The sequence below is a fragment of the Streptomyces sp. NPDC051041 genome (genome assembly GCF_044456065.1).
Classification (GTDB): domain Bacteria; phylum Actinomycetota; class Actinomycetes; order Streptomycetales; family Streptomycetaceae; genus Streptomyces; species Streptomyces glaucus.
The window spans coordinates 16,382-43,379 of sequence record NZ_JBITFM010000013.1 but is presented as its reverse complement, the minus strand read 5'-3'; the positions used below and the strand labels follow the sequence as shown (position 1 = coordinate 43,379).

Annotated in this window: 23 protein-coding genes; 9 read left to right on the top strand and 14 right to left on the bottom strand. The window is 69.6% G+C overall.

The genetic code is table 11. The features are described 5' to 3' along the window. Positions 1 to 54 precede the first annotated feature (54 nt). The 5 genes from infB to ACIBAI_RS20360 all read left to right on the top strand — a co-directional run bounded on the left by infB (position 55) and on the right by ACIBAI_RS20360 (position 6,684). Positions 55 to 3,099, top strand: a complete 3,045-nt coding sequence (gene infB, locus ACIBAI_RS20380; protein ID WP_399036109.1) for a translation initiation factor IF-2 — start codon at positions 55 to 57, stop codon at positions 3,097 to 3,099. Between the two features lie 189 nt (positions 3,100 to 3,288). Continuing rightward, positions 3,289 to 3,582, top strand: a complete 294-nt coding sequence (locus ACIBAI_RS20375; protein WP_344608438.1) for a DUF503 domain-containing protein — start codon at positions 3,289 to 3,291, stop codon at positions 3,580 to 3,582. A 46-nt stretch (positions 3,583 to 3,628) separates the two neighbouring features. Then, on the top strand, positions 3,629 to 4,081 hold the full coding sequence (gene rbfA / locus ACIBAI_RS20370; RefSeq protein ID WP_344608436.1) for a 30S ribosome-binding factor RbfA: 453 nt from the start codon (positions 3,629 to 3,631) through the stop codon (positions 4,079 to 4,081). After that, a complete protein-coding gene (gene truB, locus ACIBAI_RS20365; RefSeq protein ID WP_399036105.1) occupies positions 4,078 to 4,983 on the top strand; it encodes a tRNA pseudouridine(55) synthase TruB in 906 nt (301 codons plus the stop codon). The genes rbfA and truB overlap by 4 nt, the downstream gene beginning before the upstream one ends. 750 nt (positions 4,984 to 5,733) lie before the next feature. Further along, on the top strand, positions 5,734 to 6,684 hold the full coding sequence (locus ACIBAI_RS20360) for a bifunctional riboflavin kinase/FAD synthetase (protein ID WP_399036103.1): 951 nt from the start codon (positions 5,734 to 5,736) through the stop codon (positions 6,682 to 6,684). 70 nt (positions 6,685 to 6,754) lie between these two features. On the opposite strand, the gene ACIBAI_RS20355 is transcribed toward ACIBAI_RS20360, so the two are convergent. The 3 genes from ACIBAI_RS20355 to eccE form a co-directional block, all read right to left on the bottom strand. Continuing rightward, positions 6,755 to 10,003: an SCO5717 family growth-regulating ATPase gene (locus ACIBAI_RS20355; RefSeq protein WP_399036101.1), complete on the bottom strand. Its 3,249-nt coding sequence runs from the start codon at positions 10,001 to 10,003 to the stop codon at positions 6,755 to 6,757. 379 nt (positions 10,004 to 10,382) lie between these two features. Then, positions 10,383 to 11,177 carry a hypothetical protein gene (locus tag ACIBAI_RS20350; protein ID WP_399036099.1) on the bottom strand — a complete coding sequence of 265 codons (795 nt, stop codon included), beginning with the start codon at positions 11,175 to 11,177 and terminating at the stop codon, positions 10,383 to 10,385. After that, positions 11,174 to 12,499, bottom strand: coding sequence for a type VII secretion protein EccE (eccE, locus tag ACIBAI_RS20345; RefSeq protein ID WP_399036097.1), 1,326 nt, complete (start codon positions 12,497 to 12,499; stop codon positions 11,174 to 11,176). Before eccE ends, ACIBAI_RS20350 begins: the two co-directional genes overlap by 4 nt. Before the next feature lie 185 nt (positions 12,500 to 12,684). Between eccE and eccB the strand changes: the two genes are divergently transcribed. Together eccB and mycP (ACIBAI_RS20335) are read left to right on the top strand one after the other, a co-directional pair. Then, positions 12,685 to 14,205, top strand: coding sequence for a type VII secretion protein EccB (gene eccB, locus ACIBAI_RS20340; RefSeq protein WP_399036095.1), 1,521 nt, complete (start codon positions 12,685 to 12,687; stop codon positions 14,203 to 14,205). A 71-nt stretch (positions 14,206 to 14,276) separates the two neighbouring features. Beyond that, positions 14,277 to 15,521 (top strand): type VII secretion-associated serine protease mycosin, encoded by a 1,245-nt coding sequence (gene mycP, locus ACIBAI_RS20335; RefSeq protein WP_399036093.1) that lies wholly within the window; start codon positions 14,277 to 14,279, stop codon positions 15,519 to 15,521. A 144-nt stretch (positions 15,522 to 15,665) separates the two neighbouring features. On the opposite strand, the gene ACIBAI_RS20330 is transcribed toward mycP (ACIBAI_RS20335), so the two are convergent. After that, the gene (locus ACIBAI_RS20330; protein ID WP_344608421.1) at positions 15,666 to 15,962 is read right to left on the bottom strand and encodes a DUF397 domain-containing protein; all 297 of its coding nucleotides are present in this window, start codon (positions 15,960 to 15,962) and stop codon (positions 15,666 to 15,668) included. Positions 15,963 to 16,298: 336 nt separating this feature from the next. On the opposite strand from ACIBAI_RS20330, the gene ACIBAI_RS20325 reads away from it, so the two are divergent. Then, on the top strand, positions 16,299 to 16,631 hold the full coding sequence (locus tag ACIBAI_RS20325; protein ID WP_344608420.1) for a WXG100 family type VII secretion target: 333 nt from the start codon (positions 16,299 to 16,301) through the stop codon (positions 16,629 to 16,631). 40 nt (positions 16,632 to 16,671) lie between these two features. Continuing rightward, positions 16,672 to 16,983 carry a WXG100 family type VII secretion target gene (locus tag ACIBAI_RS20320; protein ID WP_399036090.1) on the top strand — a complete coding sequence of 104 codons (312 nt, stop codon included), beginning with the start codon at positions 16,672 to 16,674 and terminating at the stop codon, positions 16,981 to 16,983. A gap of 677 nt (positions 16,984 to 17,660) precedes the next feature. Here ACIBAI_RS20320 and ACIBAI_RS20315 read toward each other — a convergent pair. The 10 genes from ACIBAI_RS20315 to ACIBAI_RS20270 form a co-directional block, all read right to left on the bottom strand. Then, the gene (locus tag ACIBAI_RS20315; protein WP_399036088.1) at positions 17,661 to 18,293 is read right to left on the bottom strand and encodes a hypothetical protein; all 633 of its coding nucleotides are present in this window, start codon (positions 18,291 to 18,293) and stop codon (positions 17,661 to 17,663) included. Positions 18,294 to 18,341: 48 nt separating this feature from the next. Then, positions 18,342 to 19,184 (bottom strand): hypothetical protein, encoded by an 843-nt coding sequence (locus tag ACIBAI_RS20310; protein ID WP_399036087.1) that lies wholly within the window; start codon positions 19,182 to 19,184, stop codon positions 18,342 to 18,344. After that, positions 19,184 to 19,726 carry a hypothetical protein gene (locus ACIBAI_RS20305; protein ID WP_399036085.1) on the bottom strand — a complete coding sequence of 181 codons (543 nt, stop codon included), beginning with the start codon at positions 19,724 to 19,726 and terminating at the stop codon, positions 19,184 to 19,186. Before ACIBAI_RS20305 ends, ACIBAI_RS20310 begins: the two co-directional genes overlap by 1 nt. Then, the gene (locus ACIBAI_RS20300) at positions 19,726 to 19,974 is read right to left on the bottom strand and encodes a hypothetical protein (RefSeq protein ID WP_399036083.1); all 249 of its coding nucleotides are present in this window, start codon (positions 19,972 to 19,974) and stop codon (positions 19,726 to 19,728) included. The genes ACIBAI_RS20305 and ACIBAI_RS20300 overlap by 1 nt, the downstream gene beginning before the upstream one ends. 6 nt (positions 19,975 to 19,980) lie before the next feature. Next, the gene (locus ACIBAI_RS20295) at positions 19,981 to 20,637 is read right to left on the bottom strand and encodes a hypothetical protein (RefSeq protein WP_399036082.1); all 657 of its coding nucleotides are present in this window, start codon (positions 20,635 to 20,637) and stop codon (positions 19,981 to 19,983) included. Continuing rightward, the gene (locus ACIBAI_RS20290; protein ID WP_399036080.1) at positions 20,637 to 22,895 is read right to left on the bottom strand and encodes a hypothetical protein; all 2,259 of its coding nucleotides are present in this window, start codon (positions 22,893 to 22,895) and stop codon (positions 20,637 to 20,639) included. The genes ACIBAI_RS20295 and ACIBAI_RS20290 overlap by 1 nt, the downstream gene beginning before the upstream one ends. A gap of 11 nt (positions 22,896 to 22,906) precedes the next feature. Next, the gene (locus ACIBAI_RS20285) at positions 22,907 to 23,338 is read right to left on the bottom strand and encodes a hypothetical protein (protein ID WP_399036078.1); all 432 of its coding nucleotides are present in this window, start codon (positions 23,336 to 23,338) and stop codon (positions 22,907 to 22,909) included. 63 nt (positions 23,339 to 23,401) lie between these two features. Then, entirely contained in the window at positions 23,402 to 24,805 is a 1,404-nt protein-coding gene (gene mycP / locus ACIBAI_RS20280; RefSeq protein ID WP_399036076.1) for a type VII secretion-associated serine protease mycosin, read from the bottom strand. Between the two features lie 30 nt (positions 24,806 to 24,835). After that, positions 24,836 to 26,395, bottom strand: coding sequence for a hypothetical protein (locus ACIBAI_RS20275; RefSeq protein ID WP_399036074.1), 1,560 nt, complete (start codon positions 26,393 to 26,395; stop codon positions 24,836 to 24,838). Next, a complete protein-coding gene (locus tag ACIBAI_RS20270; RefSeq protein WP_399036072.1) occupies positions 26,395 to 26,937 on the bottom strand; it encodes a hypothetical protein in 543 nt (180 codons plus the stop codon). The genes ACIBAI_RS20275 and ACIBAI_RS20270 overlap by 1 nt, the downstream gene beginning before the upstream one ends. Positions 26,938 to 26,998: the final 61 nt, after the last annotated feature.

The window sequence follows — 26,998 nt, the reverse complement described above, 5'->3', positions numbered from 1 at the left end:
TACGCCCATGAACTAGCGACGGTCCGGCCGCAACCCGGACCTCAAAGGAGCGAAGTGGCTAAGGTCCGGGTCTACGAACTCGCCAAGGAGTTCGGTGTCGAGAGCAAGGTCGTCATGGCCAAGCTCCAGGAGCTCGGTGAATTCGTCCGTTCGGCGTCTTCGACGATCGAAGCGCCCGTAGTACGCAAACTGACTGACGCCTTCCAGCAGGGCAGCGGCAACGGCAGGTCCGCCGCCAAGCCCGCAGCGCCCAGGAAGGCCGCCCCCCGTCCCGCCGCGCCCTCTCCGGCGCAGGCGGCCCGTCCGGCTGCCCCGAAGCCGCCGGCCGCACCCAAGCCGCCGGCCGCCCAGCAGCCCGCGGCCCCGTCGGCCCCCGCGCCGGCCCCCGGCCCGCGTCCGACGCCGGGCCCCCGGCCCGCGCCGCGTCCGGCCCCGGCGGCCCCGGAGTTCACGGCCCCGCCGTCGGCTCCGGCCCCGTCCTCCGCGCCGAAGCCCGGCGCCCGCCCCGGCGCGCCGAAGCCCGGCGCCCGTCCCGGCGGCGGCCAGGGCCAGCAGGGCCAGCGCCCCGCCGCGCAGGGCGGCCCGCGTCCCGGCGCCTCCGCGCCGCGTCCGGGCGCCCGTCCGGCCGGTCCCCGTCCGGGCAACAACCCCTTCACCTCCGGTGGCTCCACCGGCATGGCGCGTCCGCAGGCGCCGCGTCCGCAGGGCGCGCGTCCCGGCGGTCCCGGCGCCCCCGGCGGCGGCCCCCGTCCGCAGGCGCCCGGCGCCCAGGGCGGCGGTCCGCGTCCGCAGGCTCCGGGCGGTCCGCGTCCCCAGGCCCCGGGCGGTCCGCGACCGACCCCGGGCTCGATGCCGCGTCCGCAGGGCGGTCCGCGTCCCGGCCCCGCCGGTCCGCGTCCGAACCCCGGCATGATGCCGCAGCGTCCCGCTGCCGGCCCGCGTCCCGGCCCCGGCGGCCGCGGCCCGGCCGGTGCCGGCCGTCCCGGCGGCGGCGCAGGCCGTCCCGGCGGTGGCGGCGGCTTCGCAGGCCGTCCCGGCGGCGGCGCAGGCCGTCCCGGCGGTGGCGGCGGCTTCGCAGGCCGTCCCGGTGGCGGCGGCGGTTTCGCCGGCGGTGGCGGCGGTGGCCGTCCCGGCTTCGGCGGTCGTCCCGGCGGTCCGGGCGGTCGCGGCGGCACGCAGGGCGCCTTCGGCCGTCCCGGCGGTCCGGCGCGCCGTGGCCGCAAGTCGAAGCGGCAGCGCCGTCAGGAGTACGAGGCCATGCAGGCCCCGTCGGTCGGCGGCGTGATGCTGCCTCGCGGCAACGGCGAGACCATTCGCCTGTCGCGCGGTGCGTCGCTCACCGACTTCGCGGAGAAGATCAACGCCAACCCGGCGTCGCTCGTCGCGGTCATGATGAACCTCGGCGAGATGGTCACGGCCACGCAGTCCGTCTCCGACGAGACGCTGCAGCTCCTGGCCGACGAGATGAACTACAACGTCCAGATCGTCAGTCCGGAGGAGGAGGACCGCGAGCTCCTCGAGTCCTTCGACATCGAGTTCGGTGAGGACGAGGGCTCCGAGGAGGACCTGGTCGTCCGTCCGCCGGTGGTGACCGTCATGGGTCACGTCGACCACGGCAAGACCCGCCTGCTCGACGCGATCCGCAAGACGAACGTCATCGCGGGCGAGGCCGGCGGCATCACCCAGCACATCGGTGCCTACCAGGTCACGACCGAGGTCAACGGCGACGACCGCAAGATCACCTTCATCGACACCCCGGGTCACGAGGCGTTCACCGCCATGCGTGCCCGCGGTGCCAAGTCGACCGACATCGCGATCCTCGTGGTGGCGGCCAACGACGGTGTGATGCCCCAGACGATCGAGGCGCTGAACCACGCCAAGGCGGCCGACGTGCCGATCGTGGTCGCGGTCAACAAGATCGACGTCGAGGGCGCGGACCCGACCAAGGTGCGCGGTCAGCTGACCGAGTACGGCCTGGTGGCCGAGGAGTACGGCGGCGACACCATGTTCGTCGACATCTCCGCCAAGCAGGGCCTGAACATCGACTCCCTGCTGGAGGCCGTGATCCTCACGGCCGACGCCACCCTGGACCTGCGGGCCAACCCGAACCAGGACGCGCAGGGCATCGCGATCGAGTCCCGCCTGGACCGCGGCCGCGGCGCCGTCGCCACCGTCCTGGTCCAGCGAGGCACGCTGCGCGTGGGCGACACGATGGTCGTCGGCGACGCCTACGGCCGCGTCCGGGCCATGCTCGACGACAACGGCAACAACGTCGCCGAGGCCGGTCCGTCCACGCCGGTCCAGGTCCTGGGCCTGACCAACGTCCCGGGCGCCGGTGACAACTTCATCGTGGTCGAGGAGGACCGTACGGCCCGCCAGATCGCGGAGAAGCGCGCGGCCCGCGAGCGCAACGCGGCCTTCGCCAAGCGCACCCGCCGCGTGTCCCTGGAGGACCTGGACAAGGTGCTGAAGGCCGGCGAGGTCCAGCAGCTGAACCTGATCATCAAGGGTGACGCTTCCGGATCCGTCGAGGCGCTGGAGTCCTCGCTGCTCCAGCTGGACGTCGGCGAGGAGGTCGACATCCGCGTCCTGCACCGCGGCGTCGGTGCGGTCACGGAGTCCGACATCGACCTGGCGATGGGCTCGGACGCCATCGTGATCGGCTTCAACGTGCGCGCCGCCGGGCGTGCCGCGCAGATGGCCGAGCGCGAGGGCGTGGACGTCCGCTACTACTCGGTCATCTACCAGGCGATCGAGGAGATCGAGGCGGCCCTCAAGGGCATGCTCAAGCCGGAGTACGAGGAGGTCGAGCTCGGTACGGCGGAGATCCGCGAGGTCTTCAAGTCGTCCAAGCTGGGCAACATCGCGGGTGTCATCATCCGCTCCGGCGAGGTCAGGAGGAACGCCAAGGCGCGCCTCATCCGCGACGGCAAGGTCGTGGCGGAGAACCTCACCATCGAGGGTCTGCGTCGCTTCAAGGACGACGTCACCGAGATCCGCGAAGGCTTCGAGGGCGGTATCAACCTCGGAAACTTCAACGACATCAAGGTCGACGACGTCATCGCGACGTACGAACTGCGCGAGAAGCCGCGGGGATAACACCCCTGCGCCGCACACCGGCCGGCGGGACGCTCGTCCCGCCGGCCGGTGTGCCGTCCCCCGGCGGGGGCCGGCGCCGCGGAAACCCTGTCGAGCCGGCGGCGGGTTCGCGGTACCGTTCCTGGTGTTCCTGCCCGCACCGACGGCAGGGCCATCGATCCCGTACCGGCGGGTCATCCGGACCGACACATGTACGTGGGGACGCTGTCCTTCGACCTCCTCCTCGGCGACGTGCGGTCGCTGAAGGAGAAGCGCTCCGTCGTCCGCCCGATCGTCGCCGAGCTCCAGCGGAAGTTCTCCGTGAGCGCGGCCGAGGTGGACCATCTGGACCTCCATCGCAGAGCCGGTATCGGCCTCGCGGTGGTGTCCGCCGACGCGGGGCACCTGACCGATGTACTGGACCGGTGCGAACGGCTGGTCGCCGGCCGCCCCGAGGTGGAACTGCTGTCGGTCAGACGGCGCTTCCACGGCGAAGACGACTGACGACCAGATCACGAAACGCAGCAAGGAAAGAACGGGAGACGGACCAGTGGCCGACAACGCGCGGGCCAAGAGGCTGGCGGACCTCATCCGAGAGGTGGTGGCCCAGAAGCTGCAGCGCGGGATCAAGGACCCGCGGCTCGGCTCGCACGTGACCATCACGGACACGCGGGTCACGGGCGATCTGCGGGAGGCGACCGTCTTCTACACCGTGTACGGGGACGAGGAGGAGCGCAAGGCCGCGGCCGCCGGCCTGGAGAGCGCCAAGGGCATCCTGCGTTCCGAGGTCGGCAGGGCGGCGGGCGTGAAGTTCACGCCGACCCTGACCTTCGTCATGGACGCCCTGCCGGACACCGCCCGCACCATCGAGGACCTGCTCGACAAGGCGCGGCAGTCCGACGCGAAGGTGCGCGAGGCGTCCGCGGGCGCCACGTACGCCGGTGACGCCGACCCCTACCGGAAGCCCGGCGAGGACGACGAGACGGACGACACCGCCGAATGACCCAGAAGCACACCACGCCCGACGGACTTGTCATCGTCGACAAGCCGTCGGGCTTCACTTCGCACGACGTCGTCGCCAAGATGCGCGGCATCGCGAGGACGCGGCGCGTCGGACACGCCGGCACCCTCGACCCGATGGCGACGGGCGTCCTCGTCCTGGGCGTGGAGAGGGCGACCAAGCTCCTCGGACACCTCGCGCTGACGGAGAAGGAGTACCTGGGCACCATCCGGCTCGGGCAGACCACGGTCACGGACGACGCCGAGGGCGAGGTCACCTCCGCCACCGACGCCGCCAAGGTCACCCGCGACGCCATCGACGCCGGCATCGCCGAGCTGACCGGCGACATCATGCAGGTGCCGTCCAAGGTCAGCGCCATCAAGATCAACGGCGTGCGCTCCTACAAGCGGGCGCGCGAGGGCGAGGACTTCGACATCCCCGCCCGGCCCGTCACCGTCTCCTCCTTCACCGTGTACGACGTGCGGGACGCCGTCGCCGAGGACGGCACGGCCGTGCTCGACCTGGTGGTGTCGGTGGTCTGCTCGTCCGGCACGTACATCCGCGCCCTCGCCCGCGACCTGGGCGCCGGCCTCGGCGTCGGCGGCCACCTCACCGCCCTGCGCCGCACCCGCGTCGGGCCGTACAAGCTGGACTCCGCGAAGACGCTGGAGGAGCTCCAGCAGGAACTGACCGTGATGCCGGTCGCCGAGGCGGCCGCCGCCGCGTTCCCCCGCTGGGACGTCGACGCCCGGCGCGCCCGCCTGCTCGCCAACGGTGTGCGGCTGGAGATGCCCGACGAGTACGCGGGCGCCGGCGCCGTGGCCGTCTTCGGCCCCGAGGACCGCCTCCTCGCCCTCGTCGAGGAGCACCGGGGCAAGGCCAAGAGCCTCGCCGTCTTCGGCTGAGACCGGGGACGGGCGGGCCGGGGCCGCGGGCGCCGGCCCGGACCGGGAGCGCCTGCCCGTGGAGCGGCGGACACGGGAGACCCCGCTGCCGCCGCTCCACGGCCCCCTCGGTCCCCCCACGCTCAGGACCTGCCCGGCCGACGCCGCAGGCGCACCTTTCAGGACAGGCGCTCGGAGGGGAGCCGGGGGCGGGAGGGGGCGCGTCCTCCCCGCGCTCCGCTCCGCCGGTCACCCGTGCCCGCCGTCGCGCACGGGGCGCGGAGGCACGGTGGGGCACGACGGGAGGTCCGGCGGCGACGGACGGGGAACCGCGGACGGATCCGCCCGGCGAGACCCCGGCCCGTGTCCAGGACCCGGCCGGACGGCCCCGCGGCCCGGGCGCCGCCGACCGGCACGGTGGCGACGGCCGCGTGACCCGTCGGCCGGCCGACACCCCGAGGAGTGACTGGTGCCGCCGGGGCCGGGCACCCGCCGGACGACCGAGAACCCGGCGGGGGCACGGGCCCGCGCGACGGCCCCGGCCCGGCGGGCGCCCGGCCCGGGCGGCCCCGCCCCGGGCCGGGCGCCCGGGGTCCCGCACACCCGGTCCGCGTACGGTACGCCGGGCCCCGGATCCGGTCCGGGCACGTGCGCCGGGTCACAGCCCCCATGCCGATGCGGGTCCGCGGCGGGCGGCATGGCACCCTTAGACCTGCGTATGAGGCAACCACGGACTCGGGTTGGACAGCTTTCGGACAAGGAGCAGGCACAGTGCAGCGCTGGCGTGGCTTGGAGGACATCCCCCAGGACTGGGGGCGCAGCGTCGTCACCATCGGCTCCTACGACGGAGTCCACCGCGGGCACCAGCTGATCATCCGGCACGCCGTGGACCGCGCCCGTGAACTGGGCGTGCCCGCCGTGGTCGTCACCTTCGACCCGCACCCCAGCGAGGTGGTCCGCCCCGGCAGCCATCCGCCGCTGCTCGCCCCGCACCACCGCCGCGCCGAGCTCATGGCCGGACTGGGTGTGGACGCGGTCCTGATCCTCCCCTTCACCGCGGAGTTCTCGAAGCTGTCGCCGGCCGACTTCATCGTCAAGGTGCTGGTCGACAAACTGCACGCCAAGGCCGTCGTCGAGGGCCCCAACTTCCGCTTCGGCCACAGGGCCGCCGGGAACGTGGAGTTCCTCGCCGAGCAGGGCAAGATCTACGACTTCGAGGTCGACGTCGTCGACCTGTACGTGACCGGCGAGGCCGGGGGCGGGGCGCCGTTCTCGTCCACGCTGACCCGCCGGCTGGTCGCCGAGGGCGACGTCCAGGGCGCCGCCGAGATCCTGGGCCGCCCGCACCGGGTGGAGGGCGTGGTCGTCCGCGGCGCCCAGCGCGGCCGCGAACTGGGCTTCCCCACGGCGAACGTCGAGACGCTCCCGCACACCGCGATCCCAGCCGACGGCGTCTACGCCGGCTGGCTGCACGCGCAGGGCGAGGCGATGCCGGCCGCGATCTCCGTCGGCACGAACCCGCAGTTCGAGGGCACCGAGCGCACGGTGGAGGCGTACGCCATCGACCGGGTCGGACTCGATCTGTACGGACTGCACGTGGCCGTCGACTTCCTGGCCTTCGTCCGCGGACAGGCCAGGTTCGACACCCTGGAGGCCCTGCTGGAGCAGATGGCCCGGGACGTCGAGCGCTGCCGCGAACTGGTGGCGGCGGCCGGCGGGTAACGGCCCGCACGACGGAGGAGGGGCGGCCGGTGCCCGCGGGCACCGGCCGCCCCTCCTCCGTCGCGGCCTCCTACTGCTGGGGCGGCGGGATCCGCCCGTCCGGCTGTCCGGGCTGCGGGTATCCGTAACCGGGCTGCGGGTACGGCTGCTCCGGATGGGGCCGGCCGGCCGGCGGGTACGGCTGCGGCGGCACGCCGGGCTGGGCGGGTGGCTGGGCCGGTGGCGCGTAGGGCTGACCGGGCTGGGGCTGCTGGGGGTACGGGCCCGGCCGGCCGGGGATCTGCTGCCCGGGCAGCGGCTGCGCCGGGTACGGCTGCCCCGGAACAGGCTGTCCGGGGACCGGCCGGCCCGGCAGCGGCGGGGCGGCGACCGGCGGCGGGTTGCCGTCGGAGGTCCACAGGCCGTGCGACTGCTGGTGACGGGTGAAGTCCTCGGCGACCATCGCCGCGAGGTTGAAGTACGCCTCCCGCACCTTCGGCCGCATCATGTCGAGGTCGACCTCGGCACCGGCGGCCAGGTGCTCGTCGAAGGGAACGACGACGACCCCCCGGCAACGGGTCTGGAAGTGCGCCACGATGTCCTCGACCTTGATCATCTTTCCGGTCTCGCGGACCCCGGAGATGACGGTGATGGACCGGGCGACGAGGTCGGAGTACCCGTGCGCGGACAGCCAGTCCAGCGTCGTGCTGGCGCTGGAGGCACCGTCCACGGACGGGGTGGAGATGATGATGAGCTGGTCGGCGAGGTCGAGCACACCGCGCATGGCGCTGTAGAGCAGGCCCGTGCCCGAGTCGGTGAGGATGATCGGGTACTGCTTGCCCAGCACGTCGATCGCGCGCCGGTAGTCCTCGTCGTTGAAGGTCGTGGACACGGCCGGGTCGACGTCGTTGGCGATGATCTCCAGTCCGGAGGGCGCCTGCGAGGTGAACCGCCGGATGTCCATGTACGAGTTGAGGTACGGGATCGCCTGGACGAGGTCACGGATGGTGGCCCCGGTCTCGCGGCGCACCCGGCGGCCGAGCGTACCGGCGTCCGGGTTGGCGTCGATCGCGAGGATCTTGTCCTGCCGCTCGCTGGCGAGCGTGGCGCCGAGCGCGGTGGTGGTCGTCGTCTTGCCGACGCCGCCCTTGAGACTGATCACGGCGATCCGGTAGCAGGACAGCACCGGCGTGCGGATCAGCTCCAGCTTCCGCAGCCGCTCGGCCTCCTCCCTCTTGCCGCCCAGCTTGAACCGCCCGCCGCCCACCGGACGGCTGCTCTTCGCCTTCTGCTTCCTGGTGTTGAGCAGCCGGTCGGACGACAGCTCCACGGCCGCCGTGTAACCGAGCGGCGCGGCGCCGGGGCTGACGGGCTGCCGCTGGTCGTGCTGTACGGGCTGCGGCCAGGCGGCACCGAGGCGGGGGTCCACCGGCGGCTGAGGCTGGTGGGGCGGCTGAGGCTGGTGGAACTGCTGGGGCGGCTGAGGCACATGCGGGGTCTGCGGGGCTTGGGGCGCCGGGGAGGCGGAGTCGGCTCGCGGAGGCTGCGGGGCGCTCCCCTGCGGGGCTTCGTGCGGTGCGGCCGACGGGGGCTGCGGCTGCGCCTGCGGGGGCACGCCGGGCCGGCCCTGCCGGGCGGGCGGCGGGAAGCCGTACCCGTCGGGCCCGCCCGGTGAGCCGGGCTGCGCGGGCGGGAAGCCGTAGCCGCCCTGCGCGCCGGGAGCGGCGGGGGCGCCACCGGGGTGCGGGAAACCGTATGCGTCCGGGGTGGCGGGAGCGGGCGGCTGCGGGAAGCCGTAGCCGCCCTGCGGCTGGGGGAAGCCGTAGCCGCCCTGCGGCTGGGGCATCGGTGCGGCGGCGCCGGCCTGGGGCTGGAAGGGAGGCTGGGGGACGGCCGGGTGCGGGGGGAAGCCGTAGCCGGGCTGCGGAGCCGGCTGGTGCCACGCGGCGGGTGCGGGCTGCGGGGCCTGGGGCTGGAAGGGAGGCTGCTGGGGCGGCACGGACGGCTGCCCCTGCGCCGCCGGCTGCTGCGGGGGAGTGTTCGGGTCCGCGTGCCGGGGCTGAGGCTGGGCCGGCCACTGGGCCGCCGGTGCGGGCGCGGCGGGCTGGTAGGCGGGCGGCAGCGGCGGCAGCCCGCCCTGCGGCGCGGGCGGGGGAGTCCAGGCGGGCGGCGCGCCGCCCGGGGCGCCGGACCCGACCGGAGCGGCGTCCGCGGACGCGTCGTCCCGGGGCGCGGCGGCCGCGGGCGCGCCAGGGGCGGACGTGCCGTCCGCGGGCTCGGCGCCCCCGGACACGGGATCCGCGGGTGCGGCCCCCCGGGGCCCGGCCTCCTCGGCGGCGTCCTCCGGACCGGCGGGCGCGGGCCGTGCCTCCTCCGGCTCGGCGTCCTGGGCCCGAGCCGCGTCGCCGGGGGCGTCCTCGCCGGCGGCGGAGGAGCCGCCCTCAGCCGCACCGGAGCCGCCGGCCGTGCCGGGGAGGGCGCCGTCCGGCGCACCGGAGCCGTCGGCCTCGTCCGTCGTGCCGACCGCTTCCGCGTCCTCGGCGCCGCCGGAGGCCGCGCCGGTCACGTCCGCACGCCCGGACGCACCCGCGGCCGCCACGGCGCCCGTCTCGGCCCGGTCCGAACCGGCGGCGGGATCCCGGTCGCCGGCCTCACCCGTCTCGCCGGCCTCCGTCGCCTCCTCCTCCGCCGCCCGCGCCTCGGCCGCGGCGGTGCGCTCGGCGATCTCCCGCTTCGGCGCGACCGGGGAGAACCGCATGGTCGCGCCGCTCTCCGGATCGCCGTTCCCGGACTCGGCCCCCTCGGTCCCCTCGGCTTCCTCGGAAGCCGCCGGGGCCTCCGGCAGGCTTCCCGGCTGCGGCCGCTGCGGTTCGAACCCGCTTCCCGTCGGAAGGCCGGGCACGGCCACCGGCTCACCGGTGGGCGGCGGGGGCGGAGTGAAGGACGCACCCGGCGCGGGAGCGGGCGGCGGGGGCGTGAAGGGGGCCGCGGGCGCCGGAGCGGGGGAGGAGCCCGCGGTATCCGTCGCGGGAGGCGGTGGCGTCGGTCCCGGCAGGGGAAGGGGCGGAGTGTCCGGAGCGGAGGGGGAGGCACCCGTGGCCGCACCGGACCCACCGGCGTTCCCGGACCCGCCGGACGCCCCCTGCCCGGAACCCCCCGGGCTTCCGGAGCCCGAACTCCCCGGATTCCCCGGATTCCCCGAAGCGTTCTGCGTGTACCACGCGGGTGGCGCGTAGTCGATGGTGAACTCGCCCGTCGTCTCGACTGCGGACTCCGCGTCGGGCTGGTCGTCGCCGGGTGTCCCCCAGCCCCCGCGGATCCCGTCCCGATCGCTGCTCACAGTTCCTCCTGGTGTGGTCGAGCACCCTCATGCCGTGCTGGGGCGACCCTTGCTTGCCGTCCGAAGCGCTCCGACGTGGTTCGGAGCCGCTCGAGGTCGTCCGAGGCAGTCCGGTCCACCGGCTCCCCCGCCCTCCCCCTGGAACGCGGACGCCCGTCCACGGGTTCTGACGTCGCGCCCGGTCCCAGCCTAATCACCACAAGCCCCGCACCGGCAGGCCCGTCCGTCCACCGCCATCGGTCCTTCGCGGCGCAGGCGGCACGGCAGCGACACACTTGCGTGCCGGAACACCTACAAACCGGGCGTCGACCGCCATCGCGGCGAGCGGTGCCGACGCCGGACCGGCACAACTGCGTCGTCCCGGACGCCGATCGGCCGGTCAGTCCATCCGCCGCGGCATGCCCAGCAGCCCGATCTCGGCGTCGGTGGGCCGGGTCAGCACGTACTGCCGGTCACGGTCGGCACACCACAGCGTCATGCCGTCGCTCAGGGTGGGCAGCGACTCCACCTCCGCCCGGGACAGGCCCATGATGCGCCCCAACTCCACGGCCTCGTCGGGGGACACCTGCTGGATGCCCGCGAGCCGTGCCTGCCGGAGAAGCCGCGGGGCGACCGGGCTGAGGTACGGCAGCAGCGTCAGCACCGACTGCCAGGGACCGGACACGACCCGCCCGCGCGGCGGCCGCATGCCGCAGTCCCGCACCACCAGCACAGGGGTGCCGGCCGACGCTCCCTGGGGCGGTACCCGCCCCACCTCGTACACGGCCAGTCCGTTCTGCCCGCCGCCCATGGCGTGGACCATCTGCATCCAGGACTCCGGCCGCCCCGTCTCCACCGCGACACGCGCTCCCGTCGCCGCCGCCCGCAGGGCCAGCACCTGCGCGGTCCACAGGCCGCCGATCAGCACGACGTCGTACGGCGTGGGCCGGTTCAGCCCCAGGACCGCGGGCTGCCCCTCGGCGTCCACTCCGGCGACGACTCCGTCGTCGCCGATGGGCAGGGCGAGCCTGTCCACCTCCTGGGCTGGGAGCGAGTGCCGCCCGTGCCGCGGGCCGAGCAGTCCGAATCCGCTGAGCAGCCGGCCGCGCACCCGCTGCGCGGCGGACGGCCGTTCCCCGTCCGCGGGGCGGTCCGCCGCCGTACCGCCGGCCGGCTGTGTCACGGGCGTCGTCACCGCACACCTCCCAGGGGCAGCGTGGCCAGCATGCCGGGCAGTTGCTCCCGGTCGAGTCGCGTGAGACCCGCCCCCGCCCGTCGCGCGGCGTCCTCCACCGCGCGGCGCGCCGCCACCAGTTCGTCGTCGCTCCGGCCGGCCACCCGCAGATGCCCGCACAACGAGACGTCCTGTCCCTCGCCCCGCGCCAGGGTGAGGCTGAAGGTGGTGGCGAGTGCGGGGACCGCGGTGACGAGCGCGACGAGCTGGGGCAGCGACGGCCCCGCCTCACCGCCCAGTTCGGGCCACCGGTGAATCCAGTACGTGGTGTGCCTGCGGTTGTCGCAGCGCCAGCTCCGGCCGGACTCCTGCGTCCGCCGCTCCCTGGCCTCGGTCCGCCCGGCCTCCGCGGTCACCAGCGGGTTGGCGCAGGCCGACGTGGCGAGCGCGGCGATCAGCTCCTCCTCGTTCAGCACGGTCGCCCGGAATCCGGCGCCCGTCAGCCGGCTGGCGAGGTGGTCGGCCGCGCGCACCACGCACTTCTGCGCCCCGACGAGCCCTCCGCCGCGCGCGGCCACGGCCTCCGCGCACAGCTGCGGATCCAGCTTCAGCGCGATCCAGGTGATGCGCACGGCCGGCGCGCCGGTCTGCTCCTGCAGGGGCGCGTAGTTCGCCACGGCCACGGACTGCTGCGGCAGATGCAGCGCGGGGGCCGGCTGCGTGTGCAGCACGACCTGGGCCGACTCCAGCCGGATCCCGTCCACCTCGAGGGCGTCCCGCACCAGCCCCAGGGGCAGCGGCTGCCGGCTCCGCTCCGCACGCAGCGCGGTGGCGTCGGCCTCCACGTGCACGACGGCGGTGACGAAGGTGCCGTCCCCGACGATCCCGACCGGCCGGCGGTCCCGCGCCCCGTAGGAGTAGGTGCGCAGCGCCGGATCGCATTCGAGCGCGGGCACCAGCCCCGGATCGGTCCCCGGAGGTATCCCGAACGCGGCCGCCCGCTTCTGCCGGACCCGCAACTCCCGTGCGGTGACGAGCCATTCGGGCAGTGAACGCCCGCGGCGGCGGACGAAGGCGAGGAGCAGGAGCGCGACGGCGACGACCGCGGCCGGCACCAGGGCCACGGGATCGATCGCCCAGCCGACGAGCAGGACGGCGACGGCGAGCTCCAGGAGCACGAGCCGTTGCAGACGGAACGAACCGCTCTGCCCCGGGCGTGACCTGAGCTGGAGCGGGCGCCGCGCCGGAGGTGCGGACGCCCCCGCGGGCCCGGCCGCCGCGCCCTCCGGCGCCGATGAGCCGCGTGCCCTCGTCCGCCCGCGCGTCCGCGTCCCCGAAGCCATCACTCCATCCCCCCGCTTTGCTCACAACCGGCCTGAGTGGGGCCCCACATAGGGCTCCGAAAGGCCCGGCCACCCTACCCGCTCCGCCAGGCCCGGCGGCTACCGGGCATAGTAGGGGGCCGGTCCGACATCGGGCGGCGGGGGACTGGGGCCCCCGGGGCGGCAACGGGGAGAGACTGTCACTCATGGCATCACGGCGGGACGAACTCAACGCCTACACGTTCGCGAAGCGGCGCCTGCTGGCGGCCTTCCTGCAGCCGTCGCCCTCGGGATCGGAGGAGGGGGCCCCCAGACCGCTGCGGGCCGTCGTGCCGAGCATGGTCGCCGGCGTCCTGGCCCTGGGCGTCTTCGGCGCCTGGGGCATGCTCCAGCCCACGGCGCCGTCCGGCTGGGACGATCCGGGCACCCGCGTGATCGTGGGCAAGCAGTCGACCACGCGGTACGTCGTCCTCAGGACCGACGGCGTCACCCGGCTGCACCCCGTCCTGAACCTCGCCTCCGCCCGCCTGCTGATGAAGGGCGCCGACTACAAGGTCGTCCAGGTCGGCGACGAGATCCTCGACTCGGGCAAGCTGCCGCGCGGACCGATCCTGGGCATCCCCTACGCGCCCGACCGCCTTCCCTCCGCCGACGAGGCCGGCAAGCGGAAACGCTGGGCCGTGTGCGAACAGCCCGGCGGGGAGGGCGGCACCGTCCAGGAGGCGACCTTCGTGCTGGCCGGCGCGGACGCGAAGAAGACGGACGGTTCCGGCCGGCTCTCCGGCGGCGACGCCCTGTACGTGAAGACCCGCGGCGGCGAACGCTACCTGGTCGACGCGCGCGGCACCGCGTACGCCATCACCGGCACGGAGTCCGACGCGCTGACGACCGCGCTCGTCGGCTCCCGCAAGCCGCAACTCGTCACCAAGGAGTGGCTCGCCACCCTCCACCGGGGCGCTCCCATCAGGGTCCCCCGGCTGCCGTCCGGCGTCGGCTCCCCGGCGGGCGTCTCCGGTCAGCTGTCCGCCGACGAGAACAGGGTCGGCATGGTCCTCAAGACGGAGACCGGCGAGGGGACCCGGTACTACGTCGTCCTTCCGGGCAAGGTGCAGCCGATCACCGAGTTCACCGCCTGGCTGCTGATCACCTCGCCGCAGACGGCCACGCTGGACATGGACGGCGAGGCCCGCTCGGTGGGCCTGCAGGACTTCACCGCCGACCCCGAACCCTTCGCCGGCCAGCCGGCGAACTGGCCGCAGCAGCAGCTCAGCCAGGTCAACTCCGCCGCCGGCGGGCGGGACACGGTGTGCAGCGTCCTGCGCGACGTGGGCGAGGACAACTCGACGACGCTCAGCACCTGGGCGGGCACCGACTACCCCGTCAAGATCACGGCCGACGGCACGAGCACCTACGTCACCCCCGGGACGGGCCAGCTGTACACCCAGCTCCAGGGCACCGCGTCCGACGCGGGAGCCCTGTTCCTCGTGACGGACACCGGCCTGCGGTACGCCGTGCAGGCCAACGGGGACAGCGACAGCGAGAAGTCGGACATCGGCGCCGACGACGGGGACACGAGGCCCGACGGCACCCCCGAACCCAGCGAGGCCCAGGTCAAGCTCGGCTACCAGAACGTCCGGCCGGCGAGGATCCCGCTGGTCTGGTCGGAGTTCCTGGCGAAGGGCCCGCGCCTGGACACCAACAGCGCCCGGCAGCCGCAGGGTTCATGACCCGGCCCGGCGCACGGGCCCGCGCACGCACCGCCTCACGGACGACGGACAAGAACAGGAGCACCGCACCGGTGTCGCCGACCAAGGCCACTGTGCTGGCCGCAGCCGTACTTCTGACCATGCTCGGCAGCCGGCCGCCCGCCCACGCCGCCGACGTACGGCCACAGCCGCAGGCACCCCTCGCCCTCGACGGCAGCGGGCAGTGCACCTACCCCAGCAAGCAGCAGTTCAAGGCCCGCCCCTGGTCGCTGCAGCGGGTCCTGCTGGACGAACTCTGGCAGGGCACGGACAAGGGGAAGAACGTACGGGTGGCCGTCATCGACACGGGCGTCGACGACCGGAACCCGCAGCTGGCCGCGGCCGTCGACGACGAGGCCGGACTGGACCTGCTCAGCGGGGGCAAGGACGGCGACCCCACCAACGACGAGGTGGGCCACGGCACCAAGGTCGCCGGCATCATCGCGGCCCGGCCCCGCGCGGGGACGGGCTTCGTCGGCCTCGCCCCGAACGCGACCATCATCCCCATCCGCCAGAACGACGCCGACAGCAGCGGCGACTCGGACTCCATGGCCCGGGCCATCGACCACGCCGTCGCCCGCGGCGCCGACGTCATCAACATCTCGCAGGACACCACCAAGCCCCTGTCCGCCACCTCGGCCCTGGCCGAGGCGGTGCGCAGGGCCATCACGCGGAACGTGGTGGTGGTCGCCTCCGCGGGCAACGACGGCCTGGACGGCAAGGTCAAGAACACCTACCCCGCCGCCTTCGACGGGGTACTGGCCGTGGCCTCCTCCGACCGGAACAACGAACGCGCCGCCTTCTCCCAGGCCGGCGCCTTCGTGGACGTCGCCGCCCCCGGCGTCGACATCGTCTCGACCGTCCCGGGCGGCGGCCAGTGCACCGACAGCGGCACCAGCTTCTCGGCCCCGTTCGTCGCCGGCGTCGCGGCCCTCCTGAAGGAGAAGCACCCCGACTGGACCCCCGCCCAGATCGCCACGCGGATCGAGCAGACGGCGGAACGCTCCGTCAACGGCCACGACAACTTCGTCGGCTGGGGCGTGGTCGACCCGGTCCGCGCCGTCCAGGAGTCCGACCTCGCCGACCCGCCCTCGTCCCCGACACCCGACCCCGGCGTGGCGAAGGCCCAGGCCCCCGACGTGGCTCCGTTCTCGCTCGACGAGACCCCCGCGGAACGCGACGAGCGCTACGCCACCTACGCCCTGGGCATCACCGCGGTCCTGGTCACGATCATCGCGGGCACCGCCGTCGTCGTGCGCGACCTGCGCCGCCGCGTGCGCAGGGATCCGGGAGCGTGACCTCCGGCCCGCCTCCGTCGCGGTACGCGCACTCCGCGCCGGGCCGGCCGCCGGTCCACCGCCGGGAGGCACTCCGGCACCGGCGTCCGGGATGAGCCGGGACCCGCGCACCGACGGGGAGGATCCGGCCTCCCCGGACCGGCGTCACTCGGAGGCCGGGCTCCCCTTGTCCGGCGACGGCTCCAGGTCGAACTCCCCGTCCCGCGCACCGAGGACGAAGGCCCGCCACTCCGCCTCGGTGTACCGCAGGACGGTGTCCGGATCGAGCGACGACCGCATGGCCACGGCGCCGCCGGGCAGGTAGGCGATCTCCACCCGCTCCTCGTGCTCCTCCGTGCCGGGCGCGCAGTGCCACTCCACGCCCGAGATGTCGAGCGCGTACAGCTCGTCCCGCTCGCGTTCCTTGCGTGCCTTGAGCTCCTCGTCCTGCACACCAGCCATGCGGAGCGGTCCTTTCCCGACGTACCAACGATGCATCGGTCACCATACTGGCTCGCCCCACGGCCGGGGACGGTTCGCGCGGGGCCGCGCACCGGCCGCCCCGGCCGTGAACTGGCCTGTTACCGCTTTGCAGTTGGAACCCCCACGTCAAGTGACTAGAGTGGCTGCAGGTACCACGAGCGTGGTACGGCACGGGGGCGGTGCGACGCTGCGACCGCGCGTCGCGCGTGGAACGGCAGCGGTTCTTGCCCGCCAGGACAGCCTGGATATCCGTCCACGGCGGACCCGTCGCGGTGGCGACGAGCCACCGATGCTTCAAGAGGAGGGCAAGAGACCATGAGCGTCAATTACAGCGACTCGGACCTGACGGACCTCGCTGACAAGATCCGCGACTTCCACACGGACGTCAGCAGCCGGGTGACGTCCCTCAACGCCGTCGTGGACATGATCCAGGGAGGCTGGCAGGGCGCCGCGGGCAAGGAGTTCGACACCGTCCAGCGCGGTGTCAACCAGCACCTGAAGAAGCTCCAGGACAACCTCGTCGACCTCGAGGAGGTCATGCGGATGAGCGTCAAGGGCTTCAGCGCCAACGAGCAGGAGCGGATCTCGGAGATCCGCAAGGTGGACAACTCCTACCAGGTCACCAGCCGCATCACCGACCTCGCCTGATCCGCATCAGCGCGCCGCACGCCACCCGGGAGAACACACAGTGAGCGTCAACTACGACCGCACCGCAGTCAACTACGACACCGTCACCCAGGCCGCGCAGGACGTGCGCAAGACGGCCAGGGAGCTGTCCGAGCAGCTCGAGGTCCTCATGCGCAAGGTGAAGGCCGTCGCCGAGACCTGGGAGGGCGAGGCGAAGACCGCCTACGCCCAGATCCAGCGCAGCAGCAGCACGGAGATGGACCAGATGTGCCAGAAGCTGGCCCGCATCGCCCAGCTCCTGGACGAGTCGGTCATCGGCTACCAGGACACCGACAAGGGCAACGCGGCCCGGTTCCGAATGCTGATGGGCTGAGAACTCCGCTCGACGTGCCGGGGAGGGGGCCGGGGCGGCCGCCTCCCCGGTTGTCCGTTCGGCCCCTTTTCCGGCTGTGTGTTCGGCGATTCCCATCCGGTGCGGCCGAGTCGCATCCCGTGATCGCACGCGCCCTTTGAAAGATGCGAGCGGACGGGGCGGCGTACCGAAGCCGAGGACGTCATGGAGCAGCACGACACAGGCGGCGGACTGACGCCTGGCAACCGGGGGGGGCGCTCGTGCGGTCGAGCCGCTTCTGTAGGGGGCGTGCGGTGGGCGAAGGACGCAAAAACGAGGCGATTACGGCCAGCGGCGCCGATACCTGTCGGTAAATCACAACGCCTGCGGAAGCGTATCGGCGGCGTTGGCCCGTGGAGTTGAGCAGAGCGCAGGAGTACTCGACAGACCACCAAATCCCAAAGGCACGTTGAGCTTTTCAGTCTCGATCTCTTGTGACGGCCCCTCCATGGGGCAAGGGGCCGTCACAAGAGATCGAGACCACTGCGCCTATATTGTGCAAGGTGAAGACAGGTGACACCTCGCCGGTTACTCTTACTGCTCTTGTAACGTTATTCTCCCTGCAAATCCCATTGAGGTCGGTATTCCGGAGCGCAGTCGGGTGACGAATCGTCTGGTTGGATGCTGAGGCAGTGCGGTACTAGCTGCGGTCAGCCGTGTCACAGGCGGGAGGGCATTCTGAATTCGCTGGTAAGCCCGCCGTTGTTTTTGCAGTCCAGAGCCTTGGCGAGCGCGAGACTGGCGGAATGCGCAACGGTGAGATTTTTCTCCTGTAGCTCCACCGGGGAGCCGTCCGGCTCGTATCGGTTGCTCGCTTCCACGCGAAGCGTAAATGTCTCCTGGCTGCCGTCCGTCTCGAATCGGCGGCTGGAGCATTGCATATAGACAACCGCTTCTCGATTGCCGGCCAGGGCTATTTCGCCCATTTTGAACGGAGTGAAGACAGAGGCTACGGTACTGCTCTTCGGTATTTCGGTTGCGAATGAAGACGAGATGGTCAGGTCGCTGACATCTTTTTTGGACCTGTAGATCCAGCAGATCCCGACCTCGTTCCCCCCGGTAATCCCGTTCGTGCGATATTCGGAAACAATTTCCTTTGCCGCGCCTGTGGCTCCGTCGCGCGATGACGATGTGACGTACGATTCGGATCCAAGAAGACTGGCTGCCGCCTTTGTCGCAGCTTCATTAAGGGTGCCGAGGCAGTCATTTTCACGGACTTTTCCAGGGTTGGCGCTTCCCTGATCGTCGCCAGACTGGCACGAAGAGACACTGAGGGAGGCGGCCAGCATCACAGCGGCCCACCTTGCCCCACTACGAACATGCATTTCCTTGATTCCTCATCAATCCCCGGTCGCAGGGCGGACGCCCTGCTGATTCTCACGATCGATTCCCTTCCCGTAACCAGCGATCAAATCGATCTCCAGATTTTGCGCGAAGTTGCTATTGTCCGGGTTTATCCCTTGCTGCTCCAAGAACTGCTTCATCGGATATCCCGCATTAAATTCACCCGCTTTATAGATCTGTTTGCGCTGCTCCTGGACATCGTCTCCACTGTCTTGTTGCTCGGACTCGACCCAGTCGCCGATGGCATCTCCGAGTAGCTGCTCCAAGAGTGCCTGCCCCTGCTCCATGCCGATAGGGATCAGCGTGCCGGCGACGCCGGCTGCTGCTACCGGGGGGAGGAAGGCTGCACCGACGGCAATACCTGCTCCGACGCCCAACTCGATCCAGGCGGCCCGCTCCTCCAATGCCTTGTTGTACTCTTCGTCCTTTTTCAACCCTTCCGCTTCGACCTGATCAGCCCGAGCCTGGTCGAGCATGCCCTGCACTTCCGCACCGGTCCGCAGGGCTTCACGAACGTGAGGTTCATTGATGTGCCCATTGGAGTCGACTTGCGACTGCATCATTGCCGTGGTGTATACGCGCTCGGCGGTTGCCACTTCGGAATATGCATCCGGGTGCTGCCCCAGGGAACTGAGGAATTTTCGAGCGCCATCCATGCCGAACTCGGCATGTCCGTGTGCTTTTTCATCAGGAGCGAACATGCTGTCCGACCTGTTCTCGTTTAGCGCCCAGTTGATGTCATCGATATAACCGGCGGTCATCCGCCCAATGCTGCCCGACAGAGCTTCTTGTTTTTTCAGCAGTGCAGGATCGCCGTACGCTTCTACGACTTTTTCCATCACCTTCGCGCCGTCGTCCGTACGTACGAGCGCCGGAGTGGCATCGTCGTAGGCGTGACCGAGTGTCGCGGACTCCAGCGCATGACCGAGACTCTCGTACCCGTACTTGTTGGTGAACCCATCCGCTGCTGGGCCGCCGCCATCGTCTTCTTCGCCTCGGCGAGGTCTTCCTCGGCCCGCGTGGTCTCCGACGTGTCCGGCATGGCCGCCTTGGCCTCGGCGACCGCCTGCGCGACCGTGGCCATCCAGCGCGAGGCCACCTCGGCGTACTGGCCCAGGCGGAGCGTGGCGCTCGCCGTCTGGCCGCCCCAGTCGCGGAAGGCGTCGCCGGCCTCGCCCTGCCACTCCAGTCCCTTGGTGTACGTCATCAGGTCGTCGCCGATCTTCGTGATCGTCGAGGCGGCCTTGGAGAGCTTGGTGGCGAGCTGGGCGGCGCCTTCCGACGTCGCCGAGTCGAGCATCGCCGCCAGTTGCTCGTGCGTCATGGACTCGAAGTCGGTGCGGGCGAGCTGCGGCGCCCGCCGCTTGGGCTGTCCGGCCATCACAGACCCTCCTCGCTGCCACCGGCGGACTGGCTAATGCCGACCTCAAGCGCAGCCTGCCTCACACCCACCGGGCCCGAAACCGGACCGGACTCGCCGCCGAAACCTGCAGTTTCTTCCACCGCCGTCAACGCAAGCCCCACGTCGTGCGTGGATAATTCGGCTGCCCACACGTCCGATATATGCTCAACGAGCGAACCCATGAGTTTCTGATCAATAAAGCGATCGAGAGTTAGAGTATCGGCCACAAGAAATTATTGCTTCGGCGCGGAAAAATTTGCCGGGATGACAGGTTTGTTTTCGCACTTTAGGCTGTTCGCCACTGCCCGGGTGGAGCGCAGCAGGTAAGTTACGTGATCATCGGAAGCCGTACCCTCAGTAAGGGTGTCAGTCAGTACGCCGGCGAGTGGTGTTTTGCTCTCCTGTTGTGGAGGAGTTCCTGGAACCTTGCACTTCACATAGATGCCGTAGCGAGTAACTCCTTGTGCATCCTTTGCCTGGTGCAATTTTACATCTTTGTTGACTGTGGTCGTAACGCCTTCACTGCTCCTTTTGTCGAAATCAAAAGGAACGGAAGAAGGGCCGAACTCTATCCTGAATACCTTATTTTTTCCTGAAGTGAACGCACTCATGGTGCACAGTTCGGATGACCAGTGGTAACCCTTGGGGTCCCAGGAATTCATTTGCTTGAAGTATTCTTCGCGATTTTCCTCCAAATTTACGCCGTCTCTTTCGACGGTCTCGCCCTTGTCCACTGCAGCATGGCTCTCCACCCACTTGATTCCAGAGGGCCCCAGTACCTCCTTGCAGCCGTCAGCTGCAGAAGTCGGCTGCTTCTCGTCTGCCGCACAGGACGTTACTGACAAGACAAGGGAAGTGAGAATCAAAGGAATTATGGCGATTCTTTTCATCAGTAACCCCGAACATCCTTGGTATCGCTACGGGCACGGCCATCGTTGTAGTGACCCTCTGCCTCGACAGACAAGTCCCATATGTCGTCTTCGGACAGCCCGTTCGCCTGTGCATAATTCAGTAGCGGCGTCATGGCGTTGTGCTGACCAGTAGCTCTAGCCTTCTCGATGCCTTGGAGAGCCTCATCGGTGTTGTCGAACTCGTTTTCTTTGAGCCAGTCAAGCGTCTGGTTCGACATGTAGGTCTCCGCTGCTCCGCCGACTACCTCAAAAGCAAGTGGTACGGCGATGGCTGCAGCGGCGCGTGTAGGAATGATGAGTTCGGAGGCCACGCCCACCACAGTGCCAATAGCGGCGCCTGCGGCGAAGTCGCGCCAGGCTCCCTGCTTCTCCAGTTCCCTGTTCGCGGCCTCCTTTTTATCGGCGAATTCCTGGCCGATGCTTTCGAAGCGCGCTTGGTCGAGCATTCCATGCATCATAATGCTGTGCATTGCGACGCGTTTCACGTCTCCCCGGTCGTCACCCTGGGCGGCCATAACACTGGTTCCATAGGCTTGCTGGGCTGCAGAGATCGTGTTGTACGCGTCCTCGTCTCCGGCCAGTGCGCGCAGGAACTTAGTTGTTTTCGTAAGGCCGAAGTCGGCGAGGTGATTCTTTTCAGCGCCAAAACGATCATCGCGACCGTTTACGTTACTGCTACCGCCGAAATCTGCGGCCGAGTAGTTGAGGCTGTCGATGTGCCCTGCTGCCATCTTTGCCAAGCTGTCCGTTATTCCGGGCTGCTTGTCGATCACGGCAGCAGAACTGTAATTGCTGACAACTTTCGACATCAGCTCAGTCCTGGCTTCTCGAGCCGCGATCTGCTCTTCGGTCTTCATGGCAGGAATGCTGGGATCTTCCGTATCATAGGCGTATCCAAGCGTGGCCGACTCAAGGGCATGACCAAGATTGGCGTATCCCTGCGGCTTGCCGTCCTGGTCCACTGGCCACACGCGGGCGTCCTTGCCATGACCAACGAAGTAGTCCCAGTTGCTAAGTTTGTCCTCACCCAATTTGGTCGAGTCGTTGAAAAATTTGAGTGAGGCGTCCGGGTTATGTCCCAGGGCTTCCATGAGACCGGTCATAGGATCTGTACCCATATCATCCTTGTCGCCCCAATTCAGTCGAGGCAACATTCCCAGCCCGGAGTCCCAGACCTGGTTCGGCTTGATCGCGCCGTCACCGGTCATTCGTCGTTCTGTAACGACTGCGGCATTTACAAAATCATTGAGAAACTTTGTTTCATAGGCCCCGTTGCGCATAAGGTTGCTCATGATCTGGAAGCCATAGGGGGACGTCCCCCGGGTTTGGATGACGTCATCACCGGCCTTGATCATGTCTGCCTTCCACCTGGCCATCTCCGCACTGTCGGAGTGTGTGGCGGCGGCTAGGGTCAGGCCCCAGTTCTCCTGAAGCTCTTTAATCCTCTTAGGGTGGTCGGCGCCCAATCTGGATCCATCGCTCGGATCGCCCAAGTCGGCCCAATACTCCAGGCTTCCCTTGGCGCCCACTTCAAGGGCAAAGCGCTCGGCGAAGTATTGATCGCCCTTGTTGTCCTCGAAGTATTTATTGAGACGGTCGATCTCCTCAGGGGTGGCATCGTCGCCCTTCGCGACGATCTTTGCCGCGGCTCGGGCATCTGCGGCATCCTGGACCTTGCCGGCCTGCGTGAGCGAGTCGTACTCGGTTCCGGAGAAGTTGTTCCTATCCTTGCCTACCAGGGTACGGAGCGCACGCGAAGCCACCTCGTCTGCTTCGGTGGCCTTTTCAACGGCGGTCTTGATCACGGATCTGACCCTGTCGAAGTCCTTCTCCTGTGGATCGGGGCCAGAGTAATCCTTGGAACGGCGATCCGGATGGACCAGGTAGCTGACGGTCCCGTCCGCATCGATACGGATCCCTTGGTCCGGAGCTGCTTTGACTACCTCGTCGACCTTCGTCTTGGCGGCCTTGAACTCCGTGTAAGCATCGCGGAGGATGTTCCGGATACTCTCCGCTTCCGTGGCGGCGTCCCCGAACTCTTTGGCGGTCTTCCTCACGAAGGGCAGGGTGATGCCTGCGTTCTCACCCTTCCAGTCCGCCTTCTCGGCTTTCTTCAGCAGCCCCTTACTTGCCTGCTCGTCCAGTTTCTTGAGCCTCTTGACCGTCTCCGTCCAGTCATCGACAGCCTCTTTGAGGCTGCCCAGGCGCGCGTTGAGTAGCTCATTGAAAGTGACCACAGGTGTCAGCCTTACTTGAAGTGCTTGTCGATCTGCTCGACGGAGAGGTTGGTGACGAGAAGCTCTTCGTGCTTGGTGTGCGTCACGACGGTGTCTTCGAGATGGTTGTGTATGTGAGCGCACGCACTGAGGAGCGCTTCAGCCTGGGACCGCCAGGTGTCCCAGGCGGTCCACAAAGCCGAGCCCGTCTTGAATCCGTCCGCGTCCAAACTGTTCGCGGCGGTGTTGGTCTGGGCGCCGGCGTAGAAGGCATCCACCTCGAAACCGTGGAAGAGCTCCTGTGCTTCGTTTCCGACCGCCTTCAGGTCGGGAGACGTCACCGTATAGTCGCCGCCACCTCCTCCGCCGCCCCCTGACCCGGGGAGCTGGTTGAGCTGCATGCTGCTCTGCTGCCGCGCGACCGCGTTGCTGCGGATCTGGCCCCACATCTCATCGAATGACACGGCGGTTCCTTCGTACTGTCACTGACGTCACTGCCATCTGATCCACGCCTGCCTCAGGTTCGGTCACGGATGCTGTCCCGGGCGAGGCGTTCCCTCGGGCGGTGTGCCGGTGACGGGGCTGTGCGGCTGGCCGTAGGACGGGTACTGCTGAGGAGACGAGTACGGCGAGTACGCGGGTGGGAGAGGTGGGGCGGCCGGAACCGGCACGGATTGCCTGCGTCGACTGCGGAACACGGGGATCGCGACGGCGGCGCCCAGGGCCGCGGCGGCTGCGATGCCCAGCCCGATCCAGAGTGGGGCCTGGCTGTCGTCCGATTCCCCCGGCGAGGCAACTGCTGAGGCTTTCTCATCGGTCTTCTTCTCGTCGGCGGATCCACCGGTCGAGGAGGCCGTCGGTGAGGGAGACGCGGAGGCGGCTGCGGCGGCCAGGTCCGGCAGCGGGTACTCGTCGGCCGGCCCCGGGTCACCGGGGTTCTGGAGCGCGACCCGGGGACGGACGATTCCGTAGCCGAAGTCGTCGTTTCGGGTCCAGCTCTCCTCGTTGCCCTTCATCGTGTTGATGAGCACGCGGAGGACCTGGTTGTTCGTCCAGGTCGGGTGCTTGGACCAGATGAGGGCTGCGGAGGCCGAGGCGATGGCTGAGGCGTCGCTCGTGCCGCTGCTTCGGCACACCTGCGTACCGCCAGTGCATGCGTGGATCATGTTTTCGCCGGGGGCGGTGACGTCGATCTCCGGTCCCCATTCGGAGAACGAGCTCCGCTCGATCTTCTCGTTGATCGCGCCCACGGCAACGACACCGGGTGTGGCTGCCGGATAACCTGGCCGATTGTTCTTGTCTCCCTCGTTGCCTGCCGCCGCGAAGATCAGTTTTCCTTTGCCGAGCGCGTATTTGACCGCGGCATCCAGCTCTGGAGTGTTGATGTCATCGGTACGGGCGGATTCGTGCTGTCCCCCAGAAATGTTGATAATTTGGGCATCCGTGTCCGCTGCATACCTGATAGCCCGGCTCATGTCTCGGGAGAACGAGTGCTCCTCGCTGAAGTCCCAAAGCTCTGTACTCTCCTTCAAGCGAATTGGAAGGATTTTGGCACCTGGCGCGAGACCATACGATCCGCTTTCCGCTCCCCGCGCGCCAGTGGCCGCGATGAGGGCGGCCACGCCCGTGCCGTGACCGTCATAGTCGGTCCGTTCGTCACCTGATTGCTTCGAGTAATCCTTGCCTTTGAGCACTTGACCCCTGAGATCAGCCAGCGAGGCATCGACACCCGTATCGATGACTGCGACCGTAATGCCACGGCCTGTGCTGATCTTCCACATCTCCTCGGCGTGCATCGCGTCGAGGTGCCATTGGCGGGAACGAACCGACTCCGCGTGGGCCGGAGTCGCAGCGACACCCACCAGCAGCAGGCCGAGAGCGGCCGAGACCACTGAGACGGGACGCGGGTTTCGTCTACTACTGGTATGCATGCGCTTTCCTGGGGCAGGGCGGTGCAGGGGTTACTCCACCACAGGGGGAAGAGGGCGGCGGTTACTCCGCTGCCAGGTCTCTTCGTCCTCGGAGAGGTAGTCGGGCCGATCGCCCCGACGCTGGTTACGCTGTTGCGAATCGGCGGTGCTCGAGCGGGGTATCGCACCAGGCACTGCTCCGGTCCGGCCTCGCACCGCCGCTTGGGGCAGTTGAGCGGTGCCGGCCAGTCCTGGTAGCCCTGTACCTCTCTGCGTGACGGGGCGACTCGAGGGAACGTGACCGCTCTGGTTCGGGACGCCGCCCACCATCCCACCCGGCTGAGACGTGAGGCGACGGCCGCCGGTCACGCCACCGCTGCCGACGGCACCGGCTGGGGAACCGGTGGTGAGACCGCGACCCATGGGCGCATGATCCTGGGCGCCCTGCCCGCCGATGACGGTTCCGCGAGGAATGCTCCCGGCGGGACGTCCAGTAGTGGGGGTGACGGGCTTTCCTCCCACAATGCCGCTTTCACGAACCGTCGGAATCCGAGTACCTCCAGTACCCGCCAACGGGTTTGAGGAGAACTGTGAACGGAACCCTGAGGGGGCGCGGCTAGAAGTCGCGTTGCCGGTGTGGCCACCGCCGCTCTGGTAGCCAGTGGGGACAATGATGGGCTGCCCAGCAGATGTCTCAGGCCGAGGAACGGTTGTACTTGGTAGGGACTGGGTTGTCGCGGGGGACATCGAATGCTGAGGCAACGTCGCCACACTGTCGATCTCCATCGCGACAGGATGAGATCGGTCGCCCGAGTAGCTGCCGTCACCCAGTGACAGGTTGACCGAGACACTGTTCGTGTTCGGCTGCGCGGTGTCATACGAGCCCGGTCCGCCATTGCTTCGGACCGCCGACGATGCCGCCGCACCTGTCGCTGCATTCGGGGTATCCGTCCCAATGGACACATACTCGCTTCTGTCCCATTGAGTGGCGTCCAAGTGCTGCGCCGGCGGCGAAAACGTAGGCGGCTCCACACTGTTCACCTGCTGTGCCGAGTACTCGTACGTCTGCGCCAGCTTCCGCAGCTGCTGCACGGCCTCCGCCCGCGCCGCCTCCATCCGCTGCTGTGCCGCCGCCGCGTCGCTCTGGGCGGTCTGGGCCAGCTTCCGGGCGTCGGGGTCGTTACGGGCGCCCGGGGCCTGGGCCGCCGCCATCGTCTTCTTCGCCTCGGCGAGGTCTTCCTCGGCCCGCGTGGTCTCCGACGTGTCCGGCATGGCCGCCTTGGCCTCGGCGACCGCCTGCGCGACCGTGGCCATCCAGCGCGAGGCCACCTCGGCGTACTGGCCCAGGCGGAGCGTGGCGCTCGCCGTCTGGCCGCCCCAGTCGCGGAAGGCGTCGCCGGCCTCGCCCTGCCACTCCAGTCCCTTGGTGTACGTCATCAGGTCGTCGCCGATCTTCGTGATCGTCGAGGCGGCCTTGGAGAGCTTGGTGGCGAGCTGGGCGGCGCCTTCCGACGTCGCCGAGTCGAGCATCGCCGCCAGTTGCTCGTGCGTCATGGACTCGAAGTCGGTGCGGGCGAGCTGCGGCGCCCGCCGCTTGGGCTGTCCGGCCATCACAGACCCTCCTCGCTGCCACCGGCGGACTGGTCAACGCCGGGCGTCCACTCGCCGGCGCCCCCTTCCGGCGTCGGAGTGTTGCCCCGCCGCTCCCCGTACGGGTCCCGCTCCGCGACGTAGTACTTCTCCGCCTCGGCGTTGACCGCCTTCATCCGGGCCCGGATGTCGGCGTCGAGGTTCTCGTAACCCACCCGCGCAGCGTGCACCGCCAGCCCCATCCCCTCGATCTGCGCGTTCAGCGCCTTCGAAAGGTTCTCCAACTCGTCGTGGACGATGGCGTACGTGTCGTAAAGGAACTGTGCTTCCTTGAAGTCGGCGGAGCCCAGCTGGGCGCGGGGCAGGCGGTCCTGGCCGACCTTGTCCGGTGCCGCCTCGGACGTCTCGAGTTCCGTCAGCAGTTCGTCGACGCGCTTCTTGAAGCTCTTCATGGCGCTGTGCTGGATGTCCAGCGCCATCTGAGGATTCACATGGGACAGGGTGTCGAACGACTTCCCCGTGTCCGGCGCGTCGCCCGTGCCGTCGCCCCCGTTCGAACTCACCTCGGTAGCCTCCCCGTTCTCCCCGTTCGGTCACATCGACCCACGTCGAGTCGCAACTAAC